Origin of the sequence: Prevotella sp. tc2-28 (genome assembly GCF_900107705.1) — a bacterium.
Classification (GTDB): Bacteria; Bacteroidota; Bacteroidia; order Bacteroidales; family Bacteroidaceae; genus Prevotella.
Map to the genome: position 1 here is coordinate 224438 of NZ_FNRE01000001.1, position 22704 is coordinate 247141.

The 22704-nt window shown below is 45.5% G+C and carries 15 protein-coding genes; 9 read left to right on the forward strand and 6 right to left on the reverse strand.

Annotated features, from left to right (window positions below; all coding sequences use genetic code 11):
• The first annotated feature begins 69 nt into the window (after positions 1 to 69).
• The gene (gene dnaK, locus BLU47_RS00870) at positions 70 to 1986 is read left to right on the forward strand and encodes a molecular chaperone DnaK (RefSeq protein WP_091957267.1); all 1917 of its coding nucleotides are present in this window, start codon (positions 70 to 72) and stop codon (positions 1984 to 1986) included.
• A 57-nt stretch (positions 1987 to 2043) separates the two neighbouring features.
• Here dnaK and BLU47_RS00875 read toward each other — a convergent pair whose 3' ends face one another.
• The 5 genes from BLU47_RS00875 to BLU47_RS00895 all read right to left on the reverse strand — a co-directional run bounded on the left by BLU47_RS00875 (position 2044) and on the right by BLU47_RS00895 (position 9690).
• On the reverse strand, positions 2044 to 2583 hold the full coding sequence (locus tag BLU47_RS00875; RefSeq protein ID WP_091957268.1) for an RloB family protein: 540 nt from the start codon (positions 2581 to 2583) through the stop codon (positions 2044 to 2046).
• A gap of 1 nt (position 2584) precedes the next feature.
• Complete coding sequence (locus BLU47_RS00880; protein WP_091957270.1) at positions 2585 to 3835, reverse strand: AAA family ATPase; 1251 nt, start codon at positions 3833 to 3835, stop codon at positions 2585 to 2587.
• Positions 3836 to 4626: 791 nt separating this feature from the next.
• The gene (locus BLU47_RS00885) at positions 4627 to 6165 is read right to left on the reverse strand and encodes a TonB-dependent receptor (RefSeq protein WP_091957271.1); all 1539 of its coding nucleotides are present in this window, start codon (positions 6163 to 6165) and stop codon (positions 4627 to 4629) included.
• 92 nt (positions 6166 to 6257) lie between these two features.
• Complete coding sequence (gene gltS, locus BLU47_RS00890; protein WP_218131525.1) at positions 6258 to 7526, reverse strand: sodium/glutamate symporter; 1269 nt, start codon at positions 7524 to 7526, stop codon at positions 6258 to 6260.
• A gap of 22 nt (positions 7527 to 7548) precedes the next feature.
• Positions 7549 to 9690, reverse strand: a complete 2142-nt coding sequence (locus tag BLU47_RS00895; protein WP_091957275.1) for a BT4734/BF3469 family protein — start codon at positions 9688 to 9690, stop codon at positions 7549 to 7551.
• Positions 9691 to 10414: 724 nt separating this feature from the next.
• Here BLU47_RS00895 and BLU47_RS00900 point away from each other — a divergent pair.
• From BLU47_RS00900 to BLU47_RS00930, 7 genes are all read left to right on the forward strand, one after another.
• Positions 10415 to 10798: an HU family DNA-binding protein gene (locus BLU47_RS00900; protein ID WP_091957276.1), complete on the forward strand. Its 384-nt coding sequence runs from the start codon at positions 10415 to 10417 to the stop codon at positions 10796 to 10798.
• 707 nt (positions 10799 to 11505) lie between these two features.
• Positions 11506 to 12504, forward strand: coding sequence for a DNA (cytosine-5-)-methyltransferase (gene dcm, locus BLU47_RS00905; protein WP_091957278.1), 999 nt, complete (start codon positions 11506 to 11508; stop codon positions 12502 to 12504).
• Positions 12501 to 14303, forward strand: a complete 1803-nt coding sequence (locus tag BLU47_RS00910) for an McrB family protein (protein ID WP_255402037.1) — start codon at positions 12501 to 12503, stop codon at positions 14301 to 14303. Before dcm ends, BLU47_RS00910 begins: the two co-directional genes overlap by 4 nt.
• Positions 14304 to 14309: 6 nt before the next feature.
• Positions 14310 to 16499: a DUF2357 domain-containing protein gene (locus tag BLU47_RS00915; RefSeq protein WP_091957279.1), complete on the forward strand. Its 2190-nt coding sequence runs from the start codon at positions 14310 to 14312 to the stop codon at positions 16497 to 16499.
• Positions 16500 to 17110: 611 nt separating this feature from the next.
• Positions 17111 to 18133, forward strand: coding sequence for a Fic family protein (locus BLU47_RS00920; RefSeq protein ID WP_091957281.1), 1023 nt, complete (start codon positions 17111 to 17113; stop codon positions 18131 to 18133).
• An 84-nt stretch (positions 18134 to 18217) separates the two neighbouring features.
• Positions 18218 to 18787, forward strand: a complete 570-nt coding sequence (locus BLU47_RS00925; RefSeq protein ID WP_091957493.1) for a very short patch repair endonuclease — start codon at positions 18218 to 18220, stop codon at positions 18785 to 18787.
• Positions 18784 to 19284, forward strand: a complete 501-nt coding sequence (locus tag BLU47_RS00930) for a (deoxy)nucleoside triphosphate pyrophosphohydrolase (protein ID WP_091957282.1) — start codon at positions 18784 to 18786, stop codon at positions 19282 to 19284. Before BLU47_RS00925 ends, BLU47_RS00930 begins: the two co-directional genes overlap by 4 nt.
• Here BLU47_RS00930 and BLU47_RS00935 read toward each other — a convergent pair.
• On the reverse strand, positions 19229 to 21067 hold the full coding sequence (locus BLU47_RS00935) for a S41 family peptidase (RefSeq protein WP_091957283.1): 1839 nt from the start codon (positions 21065 to 21067) through the stop codon (positions 19229 to 19231). The genes BLU47_RS00930 and BLU47_RS00935 overlap by 56 nt on opposite strands.
• Before the next feature lie 208 nt (positions 21068 to 21275).
• Between BLU47_RS00935 and axeA1 the strand changes: the two genes are divergently transcribed.
• The gene (gene axeA1, locus BLU47_RS00940; protein WP_091957285.1) at positions 21276 to 22691 is read left to right on the forward strand and encodes an acetylxylan esterase AxeA1; all 1416 of its coding nucleotides are present in this window, start codon (positions 21276 to 21278) and stop codon (positions 22689 to 22691) included.
• The last annotated feature ends 13 nt before the right edge of the window (positions 22692 to 22704 follow it).

Sequence of the window (22704 nt, forward strand, 5' to 3'; positions counted from 1 at the left end):
TTTGGCACGTGCTTTGCTATATATCGGATGACATATTTTGATTATTAACAATTAAAAAACAGATAAATTATGGGAAAGATTATTGGAATCGACTTAGGAACAACTAACAGTTGTGTTGCCGTTTTCGAAGGCAACGAACCAGTTGTTATCGCTAACAGCGAAGGTAAGCGTACTACACCTTCTGTAGTAGGCTTCGTAGAGAATGGTGAACGCAAGATTGGCGACCCTGCCAAGCGTCAGGCTATCACAAACCCCAAGAAGACGGTTTACTCTATCAAGCGTTTCATGGGTGAGAACTGGCAGCAGACGGAGAAAGAAATTTCTCGCGTTCCTTATTCTGTAGTCAACGAGGGTGGCTATCCTCGCGTCGACATCGACGGACGCAAGTACACACCGCAGGAAATTTCTGCTATGGTACTGCAGAAGATGAAGAAGACTGCCGAGGATTACCTGGGACAGGAGGTGACAGACGCCGTCATCACCGTACCTGCCTACTTCTCTGACTCTCAGCGTCAGGCTACCAAGGAGGCCGGACAGATTGCCGGCCTGAACGTACGCCGTATCGTCAACGAACCTACAGCTGCCGCTTTGGCATATGGTGTTGACAAAGCCAACAAGGATATGAAGATTGCTGTCTTCGACCTCGGTGGTGGTACGTTCGATATCTCTATCCTTGAGTTCGGTGGCGGTGTGTTCGAGGTGCTCTCTACCAATGGTGATACTCACCTGGGTGGTGATGACTTCGACCAGGTTATCATCGACTGGCTGGTACAGGAGTTCAAGAACGACGAGGGTGCCGACCTGACACAAGACCCAATGGCTATGCAGCGTCTGAAGGAGGCTGCTGAGAAGGCAAAGATTGAACTGTCTTCTAGCACAAGCACAGAGATCAACCTGCCTTACATCATGCCTGTCGCTGGTGTGCCCAAGCACTTGGTAAAGAACCTCACCCGTGCTAAGTTCGAGCAGTTGGCTCACGGACTCATCCAGGCTTGTCTGGCTCCTTGTCAGAAGGCTATTGCTGATGCCAAGCTGAGCACTGCAGATATCGACGAGGTCATCCTCGTAGGTGGTTCTAGCCGTATCCCTGCCGTACAGGAGTTGGTAAAGAACTACTTCGGTAAGGAGCCTTCAAAGGGTGTTAACCCTGACGAGGTGGTAGCCGTTGGTGCTTCTATCCAGGGTGCCATCCTGAATAAGGAAGGTGGTGTAGGCGACATCGTACTGCTTGACGTTACTCCGCTGACGCTAGGTATCGAGACAATGGGTGGTGTTATGACCAAGCTGATTGATGCTAATACGACTATTCCTTGCAAGAAGAGTGAGACTTTCTCTACCGCTGCTGACAATCAGACAGAGGTTACCATTCACGTACTGCAGGGTGAGCGTCCTATGGCCTCACAGAACAAGTCTATCGGACAGTTCAATCTGACTGGTATCGCACCTGCCCGTCGTGGTATTCCTCAGATTGAGGTAACCTTCGACATCGATGCCAACGGTATTTTGAAGGTATCTGCCAAGGATAAGGCTACTGGCAAGGAGCAGGCCATCCGCATCGAGGCTTCATCTGGCTTGTCACAGGACGAGATCAACCGCATGAAGGCTGAGGCAGAGCAGAATGCTGAGAACGATAAGAAGGAGCGCGAGCGCGTTGACAAGATGAACCAGGCTGACTCTATGATCTTCCAGACCGAGAATCAGCTTCAAGAACTCGGCGACAAGATTCCTGCTCAGCACAAGCCCGCCATCGAGCAGGCCCTGCAACAGCTGAAGGATGCCCACAAGGCTGGCGACGTCAATGCCATCGACACCGCAATGGCAGCTCTTAACACCGCTTGGCAGACTGCCTCACAGCAGATGTATCAGGGTGCCCAGGGTGCTCAGCCTGGTCAGGACAACCCATTCAATGGTCAGCAGGCCGGTGGTCAGCAGGAAGCCCCCAAGGATGACAACATCCAGGATGCTGATTTCGAGGAGGTGAAGTAAGGATTTTAAAATCTTAATTAAAATCCGTGTAGTCTTTCGATTACACGGATTTTTTTACTATCCTTTCAATTCCTCCAATAGTTTAAATACCGTTGTAGAAGGATTTTGGAATGTTGCAAGTTTCTTTGCCCTTTCTACAGCCGACTCTCTATTTTTAGTAAACACAGCCTTCTCTTCTTCAGACAAGACACCCTTTTTGTATCCTTTCGATACCTTCTGATATTTCTGAACACACTTAACAGACGAAATCTCAGATTTTTGCTCCTGATAATGCAACAAGAACCATAGTTCTATACACGGGTTAGAGACTATCAGTTCTGCATTAGGTATCTTTTGCAGTTGTTCCAACATCCCATCAACGTCCAAATCATACATCAAGAAGACTTTATCTTGCTCAGTTCTTACATATTCATTTTGGGAGCGTTCAATATAGTCTTCCGAAATATTCGACTTGCCTTTCTTTACTATGACCTGAATGGGAGCCCGATACAATGAACGCAGGAATTTGACATATGCGATCTCCGTTTCACCCTCACAGAAAACAAAGAAGTTGGGCTTCATTTGTTTTCCCTTAGATATACGAACTTTTCTTCCCATCTTAGCCAAGTCGTTTTAAGTTTGTCGACGATTCGTCAATATAGGGGATTGCATCAAAACGACCCTGAAGGTATGCCTTTTCAGCATCCATATTCTCACGGAAATCCTTAAAATCAAAGAGAGAATACAAATCTGAAGACCCGTCATCACGCTTGTTAACGAAATACACCTGGTCTTTCCTCAACTTTCTCATGTTGAGCAGATTAGTATTATGCGTAGAGAATATGAGCTGAGCCGATTCACTTTGATGGAACAGATTAAGAATATACTCCACCAGATTCACATGTAGTCCCATCGATATTTCATCAATCAGAAGAACTTTGTTGCCCTTGATGATATTCAGAATAGTCAACATCATGTGGAAGAACTCTTGAGTACCACTCGACTCCTCTGAATAAAAATCAAATGGGACTTCCGGATTATTCCTATGGAAAGTCGTAATCTTCAACTGAGGCTTTTGTATATCATCCCTTGAAAGTAACTGGTTACTCAGAGGGTCAAACACTGCAGTAGTCAGCGACCTCAATTCGTGCTGACTGCGAATATCTATAATATCACTATCTGCAGCCTTGAGCACCCTCAAAATCAAGTCCTTGTTCTCATTCAAAAGCGACTCTATGGAATAACTATTATAGCCAAAATAGTTCAAAATAAAACGCTCATTAAAATAGCGGAACACATCCTTAGCTACATCACGATCCATCTGACTGGCACGAGATACGAAGAGCGTTTTTTTCGATGTATTACCAGCCACGTCCATAGGTCTGCGAATAGCAGAACGGAACTCATAGATATCCTTCTTGTCTGGGCCTTTGCGTTCATCTCGTGAAAACACCAACTTTTTTCTACCGACAGGGTAATAATACAGTTCCTCTGTTATAATCTCAGTTTTTGTCAAGGAGAAACTATACTCGTATTCAACACCCTCGATTAAGAATCGAATGTAAAATTTACTGGGCTTACCTATCCCACCGAATTTAAATGGAGTAAAAGCAAAGATTGTGTTCTCATTATAATTATGCGACTCGAAGATCATCTGCACACAAGCTCTTATCGCTTTGATAATGTTGCTCTTTCCTGATGCATTAGCTCCATAGATAGCAACAGTCTTCAATAGCCTTTCGTCATTGCAAACGAAAGTATTACCCAACAGGTCCTTGGATTCTTTAGTCTGAAGACTCGCTGCCTGCATATCCAAAATCACTTCTTCGTTAATAGAGAAAAAGTTACTTAATCGAATTTGTAATACCATCTTGACTTCAATTTTGCAAAATTTCTGCAAATATAGTGATTAAAATAGAATAACACAAGTTTCAATCTTATCTTTTAATCATAATTAACATGAAAGATCAATCAAGGTAACTACTCAGTCCCATGGGCATGAATAGTCTACTTACTGTTGTACGACAGCAAGTATAGCATTAAAGGAGAACCAAAGTACCGCTGCCGAGTTCAATGTCAATCTTGTTACAGCATTTAGTGTCATTGTACGTGAACCAAGGACAATGACAATGCTAATGTCGGAAAAGATGTCGGAAAAGACTTCGGAAAAGTTTACTCAATAAATGTACAGAAAGATGTCCTATAAGATGTCCTGGAAGAATTGGATAGTAACAGATAAGAATAATTTCATCGGTCATGACCGACAAATTATAAAACGACCCGCACATTTGAGCATCGTTCTTGGCTTAGGCAAGCGACCTAAGTCGAGCGGAGAGGCTTGGCGGGTTCTAGCGATGCAAAGATACGAATTCTTTCCGAATCACACAAGCTTTCTGTTAAAAATTGGATCTTTTCCAAACTTTTATTGGTTTTCTTATGGCTGTTTCGATAGAAAATCGTACCTTTGCCACTGGTTATTAGATGTTTGCTACACGGATGCTTATAAGCATTTTGCAACATTTTGACACCAAGCTCACGCAAGTAGTTGTAAATCAATGAATGTCTCATTCGAGGAGGTGAAGTAACTTATTAACATAAAACAAAATGTGGTGCAGATTTATCGTCTGCACCACATTTTGTTTCAGATGATACGTACCATTGTTAGAATCTATACTGCAACTTGATGTTTGCGGCGTGTCTGTTGAGTTCCGCATCACCACAGAATGCATCAAACATATCATGCCAGTCAACACCCAGATTCCATCTCTTGCCAAATTGTTTATTCACGGACAAGCAACCATAGACAGGGGTGCCAAACATCTCACGTGTTGGTGAATTCCTGGTATAATAAATCACTTGCATTCCAATTTGCCAGTCGTAAGGGAGATAGGCTTTCGGAACAAATCTAAATGAGGCAAAGGTAGCACTCTTGGCTATATAGAGATTAGACCCGCCAGTCAGTGTCAACCCTTTCGTTTTCCAATAGGCCGACACATCCAGTTCTGTAAAATTCTCGCCATCTTCAATATCATAATAGCTGGCTTCCGTCTGCACAGTCAACTTCTGCCGACTATAGGCATAAGCCAGCTTTACCTGGTGAATATCCCATTCATCCAGCACACCCTTAGCCCTCGCCCATTCCTCACTGAACGGTGTATTGGTTTCCATAAAGAGAACTAAGTAGGTAGGATTATAGTATTTGCGAAAATAGCCCAGCTGTACCTGATTGCGGCTATCTGGTACAAAGACGACGCAGGCATTTGTATTGTAACGGGTGTCAGAATGCTTTTGAGTAATGCCAAAATCCCTTAACTTATAGCGATAGAACATCACACGGTTGCCCACTGTCAACTTCCACTTAGGCAAGGAGTAGGTGAACTGCAGATAGACATCATGATTGAATACATCCCAGTTCCTGCCCGTCACCTTTTGTTCGGTCATCAGGAAATCGCCCTCAACACCCAGCATCATGGACAGTCGCTCAGAAAACAAGGGCGTATTCAGCTCAGCGACATACAATGGCAACTTGTTGGATAAGAGCGGATTACTATTATACTGGTAACCACCCGTAATGAGCAGTTCGGTGCCCTGTTCATTGAAGGTATGGAAGAATCGCGCCCTGCCCATGACTCTTCGTGACATATTTAAAGGCTGGTCAAGATATTGCTGGGTGAAATAGGTCAGTAACTTGTTCTTGTCATCAAACCGATTCGTCATGTGAAGCGTCAGAAACTCCTCATTCCATTCCTGATGACGATAAGACACATTGGCATAGAGATCAGTACTTTTACTGCCGTATAAGGCATTCACGGTGCCAAGACCTGCAATGTCCTTCCCGAAGTCTCCCTGCCCTTCCACGAAACCTTTCAGCGTGTCAGGCATCTTCATGTTGATATCCAACACCTTGGCTATTCCAATGGTTCCCTTCGCAACACCCGTATTGTCACAAACCTGAATCTTGGCAATGTCCTTGGCTTTCATCTGGCTTAGAATCAACCTGATGTCACCATTCATTGGGACGTTGTTAATGCGGAGGTTATAGCTGGCTATGACATCCTCGTATCCGCCAATCATCATCTCCGGCATCATCTGGAGGATATCCATCAATGTTTCTTCTCCTGTCAGTTCCATTCGCTGAGGATAAATGATTGTCCTGTCTGCTTTTATCTCAATGATGGGCAGACTATCTTCTGCAGACATGGGGACTGACCAGAGCAGAATGCTAATGAGTATGAGAAATTGTCGATGCATACGATTTTTGAACATACCTATTACATTACACGATGAGGACCTTACAACAGATTCAGGAAGGTGGTGATGATGGCGGTATTGATCAGGTCAGCGAACATGGCGCCGATGATGGGGACAATGAGGAAGGGCTTGACGGTGTAACGGTATTTATAGCATACGGCACTCATGTTAGCCATTGCGTTAGGGGTTGCACCTAAGCCGAAACCGCATATTCCTGCACACAAGACAGCGGCATCATAGTCGCGCCCCAAAAGCGGGAAGGCTACAAAGAATACAAAGAGCCCCATCATGACAATTTGGGACACGAGGATGACGATCAGGGGCAGGGCAAGACTCTGCAGTTCCCACAGCTTCAGGGATATCATCGCCATACCGAGGAACAAAGACAGGCAGATATTGCCCACACTGACTATCCGATCCATATCAAGCGACTTCTCTGCCCTCACCCACTTGCCATCCTCCTTGTAACGGAGGAATCCCATGACGTTGCGCACGATAGCAGCTAATATCAAGGCCCCGAAATAGGTGGGGAACGTGATGCCTGTCTTGGTAAGTAACCAGCTCATCAACGTGCCGGCACCCATGACCAGCAAGATGCAATAAGTAGCCTTCGCATACTGCTGGAACTCCTGTTCGTTGGTGCTGACACGCTTCTCACGACCTGCTGGCGAAGCCTCGTCACTCTCGATACCAGCCATTGCGGGGTCTATCTCTTCATCCTGTGGCTGCATCTGCTCGTGAGTCAGTTTCGTGCGGATTATCTTCTCTGCCAGTGGACCGCCCAGCATGGAGCCGGCAATCAGTCCGAAGGTGGCAGCAGCCATTCCGATTGTACCTGCGCCATGCAGTCCCATTCCCTCGAGAACGCTAGCAAACCCACCTGCCGTACCGTGTCCGCCTGTCATTGAGATACTACCAGCAGCCATACCAATTAAAGGGTCAACGCCCATGAACCGGGTAATTCCCATTGGCATCAGGTTCTGCAAAGTGATGATGACCACCAGCAGGCCCAGCATCACCAACAGCGTCTTGCCACCCTGTTTGAGCACCTTCAGGTCGCTCTGGAATCCCACGCTGGTAAAGAATGCCAGCATGAAGACATCCTTCAACGTGCCGTCGAACGACACCTCCACGTCGCACCACCCGTAAAGTGCCAGGGTGAGCAATGAGAAGATGATGCCACCACTCACGGGCGATGGTACGCAGTATCTCTGGAGCAATGCGACTTTTCGCGTCAAGACCATACCCGCCATGAGCGCTAAGGCACCAATGGCAGCTGTCTGTATCATATCCAGTTCAATCGTAGTCATACGCATTCCTTTTTATTTTAATTTATTTCTCTGTCAGCCAGTATGCCATGTGTTTCGCATTACGCTTGCTCTTGAAGTTGAACCGCACGTCGTTCAGGGCATTGCCAATCTTCTGGAAAGGTGTCTCAGGGTCGTAGTTGGGATATTTCACCGACAACTTGGCACTGATGTCACTCAGACTCCACCAGCTGGCTACTTCATCACTCGTGGGATTGGCAAACGTCTCGCCGATCATCTCCACCAGGTCGTTCAGTCGCTGGTAGGGCTCGTTCTCCTTGATGAGCATAGCTATCTCACTGTCGTTCAGCCAGTAACGCGCCCCACTGTTGAAGAGGTGCAGGGCCTGTGCGAAGATTTGTTCATGGTCCAGCGAGTCTTCGAAGTCAATGTTTCCCGTCACACCCACGCAGACGAACCGGCGGCTTCCCGTGGGATCCACCAGGGGTTTCATCTGGTTGGTCGTCCCGATGAACGAGGTATATCGCCTGTACTGCCTGATGGTCTTGCCGTAGGGCGGACGGAACTTGACGTCAGCCGATGAGAGCAGGTATTTCAGCACAATCTGTTGCGAGTTGGTGGTCTTGTCGAACTCGTCGATGTTGATGAGTGCAAACGAGGTCAGTGCGATGTTCAGGTCGAACTCGTTCTTGAAATTAATCTTGTCGTTGTAATAGTCGCGCAACTCGGGAGGCAGCAGGATTTTGCAGAATCGCGTCTTGCCACACCCCTGACGACCTATCAGCAACGGTGTCAGCGCATTGCCTGTCAGCTGTCGGTCACTCTCGCGCCACTGTGCCACCATACCGACCAGCCAGTAGCGCAGATACATCGGCCAGTGTGGCTGGTCGGTAGGCACACGCTTAGCCAGTTCGCTGATGCGGTCTACCCCATCCCACCTCGGCAGTCCGTCCAGCCATTGGTTCACGGGGTCATACTGTTCGATGTGCATCGAGTCGATGAATCGGTTCATGTGTTTGTCAAATCCCCTCAGTCCCAGTTCGTTAGCCGTTAGCGACATACTGTTGCGCACCTCAGGCGTCAACGGGACGAACTCCTGGAAGTCCGAATATCGCTCGCGGTATTCGGGCACGCCCGTCAGCAGGTTCTTGCGCATCTCGTAGTTCGATTCGAGGAATATCTCCGCCTTCATCTGGTTCAGGGTGTCGTCGGGCACGCTCTTCAGTGGACGAATCTTATGGCGCTTGCGATAGGCTTCCTGCTCCGTCACGCTATACACCGTCTGGAAGGTTTTCTTCACCAACAGCTTGTCGCGGTTCAGTGCAGGATGCAGCAAGGTCAGCCCTTGGGCGTGAGCCAACGGAATGCCCTGGTCAAGGCACAGCGAGGCTATCTGCATCAGCAGCTCGGCCTCCTTGTTCTCATCGGGCAAATCGAAGTAATGCCCCAGCACATTTTCCACAATAAACTGCCAGTTCAGATGGTATGTTCGCGTGACGGTACGCCCAGGCATCAGCCTGTCTTCCTCGCGACTGATATTGACGGACTGCGGCTGGTCGTGCTTCAGCGTGTCGGCATAGAACGGGCGGGCATCCGGATTAAAGCCCATCTGCGGATCAGCACTCATATATACCGAACGGTCCAGGCGAGGCTCCAGGAACTCGATGTCCAGACCAAACTGGTTCTGGTAAGCCCTTCGCGCCGTATCATATATATTATGGTGGAACTGACGGATGTCTTCTTCCTTCGTGGGCAACTTCTCGTTTCCTTTGGAGAGCGCGGGTGAGGTGCCGAACAACTCACCTCGGCACACAATCTTCACACTACGTCCCGAACCTCCCAGGAAACACATCAGCGTCTCAGGCAACTTCTTCGCCATCTCCCTGATTTTCACGGCTTCCTCGTAGGTGGCACGGTCGTTCACCTCCAACACGACGAGTCCATTGTAGTTCATCATCACCCAATCGTCCTTCAACTTGCGATAGGAAGCCGAGAAACAAATCCGGGGCAACTTGATGCCACCTGCCCATTGTATGGATATCTGACCGTCTGGCAGTCTGTGCGGGTTCATCAGATGGTAAATCTCACGGTGGTACTTCACCTCCTTGTCCATCTTACCATTCCTGATGTCCTGAGCCAGATCCGCCAACTCGACACGATTGATGACTTCCGTCTTTCTTTTTCTTTTGAGGATAGATATTTTCATGTGTATTTTATAGTTTTAAGTATTTGAATTCTTCTGCAAATATACAAAATTTTTCGTCACAATGCAAATATTTTTTTGAAAAAAATCAGCAATAAGCCTACATGCCTACACAATTTTCACTTAAACGACTGATTATCTGCACTTTTCAAAAAATCAAGCCTACACAAAGCCTACACAAAGCCTACACTATGCCTTCACAAAAAACATACAGCCTACACAAAACCTGCATAGGCTTCTAGCAAAAACGCGCTCGAAGAACCGCAAAATCTTCTATTCAGACTATCTTCAAAATTCTCTAGAGAATTTAACCATTCCCTAGGCTACCAGCAATTACTGCCACGTATAGTAAGCCATAAATTCTCTAGAGAATTTCAATACGATTCCTAATCAAAAAAGTTACAATCTCGCGCACTCTTTTTCGTTCCCTCGTATGGTAAATCTTTCTTTTCTGCGTGTTTTAGGTCAAAAAACACATAAATCGTGTAGGCACAGTGTAGGCTTTATGTAGGCTTTGTGTAGGCTCAAAAACCAAGATTTTATCGTATTTATCGGCATTTAAGCCACATTTTGTGTAGGCATGTAGGCTAATATGAACTTTTTTGAAAAAATATTTTTGCAGCACAAACAACATCAAGAAACTCCAAAAACAAATATTTTCTAGAAATTTCTTTGTATTCTCTCGAAAATATCGTATATTTGCATCAAATATAAAATAAAACGAGCTATGAAGTACAAAATCAAGAAAGAAAGCAAACCCAACCTCGCCACCTTCGGCAAATACAAGGCCGTAGCCGTCCACGACAAAACCATCGAGAGCAAACAACTCGTCAAGGAAGTTGCCCGACGCATGTACATCCACGAAGGCACCATCAACGGTGTCATCATGACACTCGCCGAAGTCGTCAACAGCCACCTGCGCGACGGCGACCGCGTCCGTCTGCCAGACTGGGGCATGATGAAACTCGAGATAGAAAGCGCGAAAGTAGACGATCCCAAAACCTTCCGCGCCAAGAAACACATCCGCGGTGTGCGCATCCACTTCCTCCCCAAAAGCGACGAAGGCACCCAGGAACTCTACGAAGGCATCACCTTCGAGAAAGAAAAGTAGAAGACAAAGCCACATCCCAAAGTTCGCCTAAAACCAAATAATTCCCAACTTTTTTTCTTTATTTACAATAAAAGTTGTATCTTTGCAATTGCATTCCGCCCTTGGTGGCAATGAAATTCTCTGAGGAGAATGGAGCTATTGGGCAGAGCACTACATATTAGAAGGCGTTACTGACGCTTTGTTTTTGGTCTTCGAAACTTCCACAATCGAATGCTGAACAAGAACATTGCAGATGTAGCTCCACGGGGTGTAACATATACTCTCCGTAGTGTGTCGTGAAGGTCGTGTACCTTCTGGCACACTTTACGGTGTATAATATACTCCTACGTGGGTGTTTACTCTGTCTGTTTTTCAGCATGGCTGTGGAAGGCCGCGAAGACGAACGGGCAGATGTTAAGCACCACGTTTTTTATTTGTAGTAACCAAGAAAGTTAACCTGTCCGTTTTGGTGCACACGGACTATAATATTAAAAGTAGAACTAAAACAATAGAATAAGGGAAAAATAAGCGTCATTGACATCCTTGGTTGACTGATTAACCAGAATTACGACCTCAGGGAAACACATCAGTCGGACAAGCAATTGGATGTTTACGCTCATAAAGGGCGTGGACAGTATGATTGTTGTCTGATGTGGGCCGTCGTAAGCCTTGGTTAAACACTTCACAATTCCACGCCCCCTTTTCGAAAACGAAGAGAGGGCTTTTTCATGTCAAAGAAGAAATTACAAAAATTACCACCCCATGAGATTATCAGAGTCTTTGAAGGTTTTGCAGGATATGGTGGAGCTTCATTTGGATTAAAACGCTCTGGCTTGAATTATAAGGTTATAGGAATGTCAGAGTTTAATCCATTTGCAAGCAAATTACTCGAAGCAAATTTTCCTAATATTAAGAATTGGGGCGATATCACAAAGATAGATCCGAAAGAACTTCCTGATTTTGATATGTTTACAGGTGGTTTTCCGTGCCAGCCATTCTCTTCCGCAGGAATGCAAATGGGCGAGGATGACAGATATGGCAGAGGAACGTTATTCTATGAAATAATGAGGATTCTGAAAGAAAAACGTCCTCGATACCTTTTGCTTGAAAATGTGAAAGGCTTCACAGCCAAGAAATTCGAGCCAACAAGAAACCGCATAAAGGAGATTCTGCGTGAATTAGGTTATGGTGAACTTCAGTATGCAATACTCAACTCCTGCGATTATGGAATACCTCAAAATCGTGAGAGAATATGGATGTTTGCAATGTTAGGTGGTGTTCCAGAAGGTTTTAACATTGTTCCACCTAAAATGAAGTTGACAAAGAGGTTTGGAGATTTCTTGGATGTTAAAGCACCTGACTATCTTTATCTGTCACAGGCACAAATAGAGCATCTAAAAGAGAAACATCGTATAGAATCTTTTGTGGTTGATGAGCCACTTTGCTTCGATGTTTACAACAAGAAGATAAAGACAAATGCATTGAGTATAACTATCACACAACCTGAGCACAATAGTTTAAGGGTAATTGAAGTCCCAAAAGAAGATGGTTTGGAAATCGTAAGAAAAATGTCCGTTGATGAACAATTCCGTTTTATGGGATTTGAAGATGGTGAATTAAATTACGCAGGACAATCCTATTCTCAGTTGTCTACTAGAGCAGGCAACGGCTGGGATGTTAATTTGGTCGGTATATTGTTAAATCATATTTTTAGTCAGGTATTATGAACTTAGATTTAGGCTCTTTCGCATTTGGTACATACCTTAATGTCGGAACAGGCACTCCTTCATGGGGCACAGCGTTGGGACAATCAAAACCAGCATACAAATTTACATATCCAGGAGCAGAGGTGATACTCATTGGAATGGTTTATTGCTCCGTGCCATTAGATAGGGTAAGCCTTCCTTTAGGGAAAGGTGGTCGGATTTATCAAGCTTCCGAACTTGATGAATGCCAAATTGCTTCTCTTTTTCGAAAAGTTTTTATTAATGGGACAAGAATTGACTATCCTTTTATTATGGTCCTTGTTAAGGAGGATTCGGAAAGTCATTCAGGAAGAAAGAGTATTAAGTATTCTGATAAGAATGCCTATCAGTATAATGGAGAACAATTTTCAAATTCCGAGTTTATTCGTCATGCTCGAAAAGTGTTAGGCTTAAACGAACAAGCTTGTTGGTTTGTATACAGCATAGAAGTATATAATCAAGATGAATTACATTTGTCAGCTGTAATTGTTGATGAGAATCATTCTATAAGATATGCAAATTCATCAGAACGACGAGATGCTTGGTTAGAATTGATACCTGATACATCCATTAAATCAGATTATAAAGGTGGACTAAATATAACAAATAGTGAAATACAGCAAACTGCTTCTTATTTCCGCCCCTACATCACAGCCATCAAATCCAAACCGTTTTTGTTACTTGCAGGTATCTCTGGTACAGGTAAGTCGCGTATAGTTCGTGAGCTGGCACGCGCATGTTGGGATGAAGGCACTGAGGAATATAAAGCACAGAAACCAAGGAACTTTGAGATGGTGCAGGTGAAACCGAATTGGCACGATTCATCGGAACTGATAGGCTATGTAAGTCGTGTTAGTGGAGAGCCTGTTTTTGTAGCAGGAAATTTTCTGAAGTTCATCGCAAAAGCATGGGAAGAACAAGATGTTCCTTATTTCCTTTGTTTGGACGAAATGAATCTCGCTCCTGTAGAGCAATACTTTGCGGAATATCTTAGTGTGATAGAAAGTCGAAAGGCTGATGAAAAAGGGAATATTACGACTGACCCTATATTAAAGAAAAGCCCAGAGGATTGGTATCGTATATTAACAAGCGAATTGACAGACGATGAAGACATACGCCATCAATTCCTTGAGGACGGCATCTGTATTCCACAAAACCTAATCGTTGTTGGTACTGTCAATATGGATGAAACAACATTCTCATTCAGTCGCAAAGTACTTGATAGGGCAATGACCATTGAGATGAATGAGGTCAATCTTTCAGGAGGCCTAGAAAACAAGTATGAGAGGATTGGCAAACTTGGCGCAGCTGAGCTAATCGGCAATGCTGTGGAGGGAGTTGACATTTACTCCTCTTATAAGGAAGTTTGTGATACTGCTATTGATTACCTGCAGAAGATAAATGACAAATTAGAAGGTACGCCATTCAAGATAGCATATAGGACGAGAAATGAAGTGTTGCTTTATGTTGTAAATAACCTTCCTTATAAACAGATAGAGGGAGATGAAGATTCTGAGTATAAAGATGAGTTCGTAATAGCTCGTGCTTTGGATGAAATTACCAACATGAAGGTTCTTTCTCGAATAGAAGGAGATGAAACAAAGGTTAGCATGAAGTTTTTAGAAGGTCTTGGTGATACTATCGAAGAGGCTCTAAAAGATGTTTTTGCAGAAATCTTTGATGAAGACGAAGATGAAGAACCATACAAATCAATCTCTCTTGCAAAGTTAGACGAGATGAAAAAACGTCTTTCATCAGGCTATACAAGTTTCTGGAGCTAAACATATATGGAACTTCTGACCATCAAGCACCAAGACTTCACCATGAGCATTGAATGTAGTAAGTTCGATGCCATTTGGGACAAGGCCGTGAGAAATGTAGGGGAAGAGAACCTGACCTCTAACTACTCATGGACGGATGGAGTGGTGTCTGTAGTCAGACAGGATGAAGACGGCAACGAGCAAAACATCAATCAAGGAGAATCTGCTCCTGCTGTTTTCTTTGATAATGCAGAATATCCTATTTGGGTGGAGTTTGGCAGCCACGTAAAGGATGCCCGTTTTGGAAGCATGCTTCAAGGTGACAATGAGAACTTCAGTTTCCGAAGAGGCATTCTTGCAGGCTTTATCAATTACGGCAACGATATTGGTAAGAGCGAAATTCTGATAGACTATAAAGTTGGTACAGAACTGCGCCACTTCCGTTTTGGCTTTGAGGTGCTCTCGACTAAACTGAATTATCATGAGCATTGGCGCCAGATAATCGAAGACATAGAAAGCGAATATCGTATGCTTTCGCTTGACTATATGAAACGAACGTTTCATGGATTCTCACCAGAAAGCAGCGGAGAGACACCTGACCTTGTATGGTGGAGTATCTTTGCAGAGGAACAAAAAAAATTTATCAAAGCTGTAAAAGGTATCATTGAACGTCCTCGACACCGACTTCATGGAATAGAAACCTATCTTCGTGCAGACAAACTGACGAGGATTCCCGTCAATCTTGAAAATGAATTGGCTGAGCATCGAAGGGAACAGGCTCACCTCTATAGAGTTGAACAACAGATTCAGAGCAACGACACACAAGAAAACCGATTTCTAAAGCATGCCCTCGGACAGATAACCAATAAATACGAGTCGCTGAAGAAACGAATTGAGAGCATTAGAGGCATGTCCGATCCTTACAAGGAAGACATGAAGGAGATGCTCAACACTTTGAAACATCTAGAAAGGAATCCGTTCTTTCGTACTGTTGGACGTTTCAAAGGATTGAACCAAGAGAGTATGGTGCTACAAAAAGCAACTGGTTATAGTCAAGTTTATCGGACTTGGAACTTGCTGCGAAGAGCCTATTCTCTGAATGAAGGTATATATCGTCTCCAATCGAAAGATATTGCTACCCTTTATGAGATTTGGTGCTTCATTGAGGTGAGCCATATCGTGAAAGAGCTTTTGGGTATTGACGTGGATGTTGACCATCGCAACCGTATGGAAATGAACGGCATATTCACTTGGGAGCTAGGAAAAGGAGAACATTCGCGCATCCTATTCAAGAAAGACAATGTAGAGTTGGCCGAATTGGTTTATAACCCTAAACATACTGAGAAAGAGAACGATAATATCAGCATGGAGAACCTGGTGGTGCCCACTGTAGCTCAAAAGCCTGACATTGTACTACAACTGACCAAGCAAGATTTGCAGAAGGACATGAAGATGACTTATCTCTTCGATGCAAAATACCGAATTGAGGGCAGAACACCAACAGGCGTTGACACACCCCCAGAAGATGCCATCAATCAAATGCATAGATATAGGGATGCCATCTATTACAAAGAGCACTCATCCAATGAATTGAAGAAAGAAGTCATTGGTGGTTATATCCTTTTTCCTGGTGATGGACAAAAAGCCGATGTTGAAGTTTCTAAGTTCTATAAGACTATCAGTGAGGTGAATATAGGAGCCTTTCCTTTAAGGCCAAAAGACAAGGAAAATAGAAAACTATTGGAGCATTTCATCAAAGAACTGATAGAGACCAAGTCGTCTACAACTATTTCTAAGGTAATACCACAGAAGGGCGCCTTCATTGAAGTGGGTGATAGAGTGCTCATAGGAATGGTAAGGGAGAGTAGTCGAAAGAACTACCTTAAAAAGTTCGAGGAAGGAACGGCTGACCTTTATTATACAGGTCCCTCGTTTCCTACGTCTATAGCATTGCATAATCTACACTATTTTATTCCTTATTTCAAGGGTAAGGGTATTCGTGATGTTTATGAGATAACAAGGGTGAGAACCATCAAAGGAAGTGAAGCTAAACAGATTGATATGGAAGAAGGAAAGGATGATTTAAGGTTAGCTTTCCATCTTAAGCCGCATCATAAGTTGTCACAAGAATACCAAAACTTAAAGCCTCATGTTTTAATCGATTACACTTTCCTTGACACAACTTTTGGCGAAATGGAAAATTATTTGGAAGTTTAGGAAATAATTTGTACCTTTGCCTTCAATATGAAACGGAAGATATACGTAGCAAGTAGTTGGCGTAACGCTAAAGGAATACAAGAAGAGCGTTATCTACGAAGCAGTAACAGGCAAAACAGATAAAAAAGAGTTCAACGGCAAACGCTACATAAAAATACTATAAAAGCTGGTCACTCGTGACCAGCTCTATATTTAAGTGAAGGAAACCAAGCGGCAAGGTCGAATTGCTCATCATCACACAGATGCCACCGTTCCGCACATCGTGGCTCTACTTGGTTTCTCCTTTCACACTGCAAAGATAGACATTTTTCTCTAATCTTCCAAATTTTAAGATAATTTTTTGCCGTATTCATATTTCTTTGTATCTTTGAGATAAATCTCGAAGATACTTCCGTTCGAGATTTAGAGTCCCTTGATAAGGGACGGCTATAATGCAGGGATTAAAAAAGAGGAAATTCTTTTGGTTTTCTTCTCACTTATTCGTATCTTTGCCTCAGATATGAAACGGAAGATATACGTAGCAAGTAGTTGGCGTAACGCTAAAGGAATACAAGAAGAGCGTTATCTACGAAGCAGTAACAGGCAAAACAGAAATAAAAGGATAAAGTAGTATGTATATACCGCCATTTAACATAACAGAGAAGATTCTTCACCAGATTGCAGAGATTTCTGAACAAGTGGGAAGCCTAAACTCACGCATAGAAAACGACCTGCCTTCTCCTATGCTGCGAAAGAAAAACCAAATAAGGACTATCCATTCGTCGCTGGCTATTGAGAATAATACACTTTCTCTGAAGCAGGTGACGGACATCATCGACGGCAAACATGTGCTGGGTGCTCCTGATGAGATACAGGAGGTGAAGAATGCCATTGAGGCTTACCGCCTGATGCCTCAGTTGGATGCTTTCAAAGAGAAAGATATGCTGAAGGCTCATGGTCTGATGATGAGCCAATTGGTGCGAAACGCTGGACACTATCGGCAAGAGGGTGTCGGGGTGTTCGATGGCAATGGCAACTGCCTGCACATGGCTCCACCGCCTGACCGCGTACCAGAATTGATGGGCGACTTGTTCCATTGGGTGAAGACTTGCAAGACGCATCCGCTGGTTTATTCGTGCGTGTTCCACTATGAGTTTGAGTTTATTCATCCTTTCATAGATGGCAACGGACGCATGGGCCGCTATTGGCAGACGATGCTGCTGAGCCGTTGGAAGGGCATCTTCTCGTGGATTCCTGTTGAAACCATCGTGAAAGAGCATCAGCAAGAGTATTATGGCGTTATAGCTAAATGTGATGCAGCTGGAGAAAGCACACTGTTTATAGAATTCATGCTCCAATGCTTGTTGGAGGCAATGGAGAACTACAGCGAGCCAGAAGAGGAAGAGAATACAGAACTGCACGATAAGCTGCACGATAAGCTGCACGATAAATTCCCTGAACTGTCTGCTAAGGCTATAGAAGTGCTTGAAGTCTTAAACGCACATCGTGGTTTAAATGCTGCCGAGATAGGTCAACAATTAAACCTGTCAGAGCGTCAGGTAAAAACGTATATTAACAAGCTGAAACAAGTAGGACTCCTTGTACGAGTGGGCAGCAACAAAACGGGATATTGGAAAGTAAACATTGAACTGTAAGATTATGCCATAGGGACAGAGATGCCACAGGAACTGGGCTTGATACTATACGCAGGGAAGAGACGGGACTTGAAATATCATTATATGGATAAACTATCTGCACGACAAAGACACGCGAATATGGCGGCTATCAAGTCGAAGGACACGAAGCCGGAGATGATTGTGCGTCGTGGGTTGTGGCGTAGAGGGTTTAGATATAGGTTGAACCATAAGCGGTTGCCTGGGCATCCGGACTTGGTGCTGAGGAAATATAGGACTTGTATTTTTGTGAACGGATGCTTCTGGCACGGACACAATGTGGCGTTGCCACAGATGTCTGATGGCAGATGTAAGATGGAAGATATAATTGAAAACTCCGATTGTTGCAAGATTCCAAAGACGAACCGTGAGTTCTGGGTGAACAAAATCCGCAGGAACAAGGAGCGCGACAAGGAGGAACAAAAGCGACTGGCAGAGATGGGGTGGCATTGCATCACAGTATGGGAGTGTGAGTTGAAGCCCTCAAAGCGTGAAGAGACTCTGGAGTCGATTGCTTTCACGTTGAACCATATATTTCTGCAAGATAGAAGATGTAAGATGGCAGATGAAAATAGTAAGGAATACCACCAAGAAGAAAGTGAAAATTACTTGAAAGCCGCGGAGGAAGAGTTATGAAACAAATAGAAGTCGTTGCAGCAATCATTCGCAAGGATGATAAAATATTCGCCACGCAAAGAGGATATGGTGATTTCAAAGACTGGTGGGAGTTTCCTGGTGGCAAAATGGAGGCTGGGGAAACGCCTGAGGAGGCTTTGAAGCGGGAGATTCGCGAGGAACTGTCAACGGACATCAGCGTGGATGACTTCCTTTGTACGGTGGAGTATGATTACCCGAAATTGACCTCCGGTCGAGCCTGCTCACGCTCGGAAGACTCAAAGCAAGCTTTGGTCTCCACTCGCTCAATCGCAGCCTTTCACCTGACGATGCATTGCTACCTCTGCTCTTTGCAGACAGAGGCGCTACATCTGAATGAGCATGAGGCAGCTAAGTGGCTCACGATGGATGAGCTGGACAGCGTGAAGTGGTTGCCTGCAGATGTTAAAGTGGTGGAAAGGATTATTGATGCAGCTTCCCACCCAAGAAGTCCAAGTTGCAGAATTTGTCGAGACTGAATGTGCAACCCTCGGAAGGTTGTACGCCCGAATCATTGCTCACAAAGTGCTTGTCGGTGGAACGGTCGCGATAAGTCGAAATTTTGTAATTCTGTCCGTCTGCCGTCTGCATGACCTGTATGCAACATGCACCGCCACCAGAACGCTCACCCATCATGGTGAAGCCGTAGTCCTTCATGATGGTTGGAAACTGGTTGCCGCACGAGAAGGACGCACTGCTGATGAGCACACCGATGCTCATGTCGCTACAGTCGAACTTGGGCTGGGTATCGTCTTTCTCGTCGAACACGCCGTCAAAATTCCTGTCCACATAGTATGTGGCTATCTTGTTCTTACCCTCCAGGGCGTCTTGCGACCAGAACTGCACCGTCCGGTTCTTGCGTAGCAGGGCTACAGAAGCACCTACAAGGTCACAGGAACCTCCAGAATTCTTCGTGATGTCGATAATCAGGTTTTTCACACCATCGGCCTTCGCCTGCTGCAGTCCATAGAGCAAGGTGATGAGGTTGTCACTACGATAGTTTTTCAACAGCTCCTGCCAGTCGGCATCGGTCTTCGCGCTGGCATAGTATTTTTTCCAGGCGGCCTCGTTCATATCGAAGAACGAGTTGATGAGGATGACTGCTGTGGTCTTGCTGTCGTTGACCTTATAAAGGTTATCGCCGTAAGCCTGCTTTTGCATTTTCTCCAGCGTCTCTGCTTTCTCAGAACTTTCGACCAAACATTTTTCCCACTTGTCATACAAGGCTGCAGCTTCGGGATATTTGCTGGCAGTAGCCTTCATACGGGACATATAGTCGGCTTCAATGCCTGCTGGTAGTCCTGACGATACAGCAGTTCCGGTATGACCACCATCATCAATGAGGTATTGCAGAGCCATGCGTCCCCAGGCAAAATCCATATTATCGGTAGACTGTAGCAACTTCTTCACGGTCTTGCCATCCTGTATCGCGTCCAGCGTGGCATCGAAACCCTTCTCTTCCATTCCGTTCTGCTCCATGATAGTGCAGCCAGGGAAACCAAAGAGGTTGTCGAACACGAAGCACAGCTCCTGATAGCGGAACTTAGCCATGTCTGCTGTTACTTCATCCCGCAGATAGGGTTTGGCGGCATATTCCGGAGCGATTTTGTTGATGGAATAGGTGTCCAACTTGGTGCTTACAACCACCAAGTCGTCGTGATAGGAGATGTTGTGGAAGTTACAGTCGGAATAGATGTCGGCCAACGTGGCAAAAGGGAAGTAGACATTGCTTCCATCGTCGTGCAGGTCGATGTTGTATTTGCCAAAGTCCAGGCGGACAGCGCTGACGGGCTTGAATGACGACACGTTTTCCAGACTGACGAACCGGATATACTTGCTGCCGTCGTACATGGCATTGGGGGCAAGCCCTGGGTCCACCATCCACAGAAGATCCACAAAGGCGGCATAGGTCGTGGAAGAGAGACAGTCAGCCTTGACATCCACGGTAGCAGTACCCTTACGTGTGACCAACTGGTAGAGGTCGCCTTGTCGCGTCACCTTCATCGTCTCGCCATCTGTCATTACCTTGTGGAAGTCTGCCACGGAAACATACGCCACACTGGGCATATCGCTATAGAAGCGCAGTGACACCCGTCCGCTGACTTTGCCGTCGCGATTTACATCCACCAGTTTGTCGGTATACGCCGGTCCTACGTCGACAGGTGTCTGCTGAGGGTTGTCACCAGGATTATCGTTCTTGTCCGTACATGCTGTCAATACCATGAATGCCAGCATCAGAGTAGCTATTATTCTTTTGTCCATAAATTCTCAATAATGACAGGCAAAAATAATCATTTTTTCCGATATTATATTTTTTTGGCCATAAAATTAAGATTGTTTATGAGTTACGAAACAGACAGCAGAGTAATACTATCTTTGCAAATTTTTGCCTTTTCGTGCTGCAAATTTGATAATTTCACGAAATATCCTTATCTTTGTAGCTTGAAAACCAGATTTACTAACCAACTGTATGATGAGAAGGATATTTGCAATAGCTATTGCGGTGGGACTGAGTGTCGCTACGACACAGGCCCAGACGCTGAGAACATTGAAAGTGAACCTGACGGAAGACGGTCAGGCGAACATCGTTGGATACCTGCCAGAACAGCCGACAGGCAAGGCCGTGGTGGGATGCCCGGGAGGTGGCTATAGTAGACTGTCGATGCAGAACGAAGGTCACGATTGGGCAACATATTTCAACCAGCAAGGCATTGCCTACTTCGTGCTGACCTACCGTATGCCGAAGGGTGACCGAACGATTCCCATCGGGGATGCAGAGAAGGCCATCAGCACGGTAAGGGATTCTGCCAACGTATGGCACATCAACCCTGACGACGTGGGCATCATGGGATTCTCGGCAGGCGGACACCTCGCCTCGACAGTGTCCACCCATAGCGAATATGCCGTACGCCCCAATTTCTCCATACTGTTCTATCCTGTCATCTCGATGAACGAGAAGGAGACACACAAGGGCTCATGCGTGAACTTCCTAGGTGAGGAGGGACAGAAGGACGCCAAGTTGGTAAAGGAGTTCTCTAACCAGCATGCCGTACGCAGACACCTTACCCCGCCAGCCATCATCCTGACGGCAAACGACGACCGGACAGTGCCTCCCGTGACTAACGGCGTGGCTTACTACTCGGCTATGCGCTGGCAAGGCAACGACTGCGCGCTATACATCTACCCCACCGGTGGACACGGTTTCGGATTCCGCAGTTCGTTCACCTATCACGACCAGATGCTGAACGACCTGACAACATGGCTGAAGAACCACCAGGGTCCGAAGCCAGGAGCCCTGCGAGTGGCTTGCATCGGCAACAGCATCACCGACGGATTCGGCATCGAGATGGCTACTCAGATTGGCTATCCGGCACAGTTGCAGAAGCTGTTGGGCAACGGCTATTATGTGAAAAACTTCGGAGTGACTGGACGAACCTTGCTGAACAAGGGCGACCTACCCTATCAGAAGGAGAAAGCGTGGCGCGACGCACTGGCTTTCAATGCCGATATCATCATCATTAAGTTGGGAACGAACGACTCGAAACCCGAAAACTGGCAATTCAACAAGGGCTTTAAGGAAGACTTGCAGCAGATGACAGACCAGCTGAGAGCCTGCGGACGTCAACACGGCAAGACGAATCAGCGCATCTACCTCTGTACGCCCATACCTGCCTTTAAGCCGACGTGGAACATCAACGACTCCGTTATCGTGAATGGCATCATACCCATCATCAAACAGGTCGCCAAGCAGAACAAGTTCAACGTCATAGACCTGCATACGAGCTATGCTGGCGATGGTGACAAGATGCTGAACGACGGCATTCACCCTGACCATAAGGGGGCACGACGAATGGCAGAAATCATTGCGGAAGCGATTAAAGATTAAACATTAAAGATTA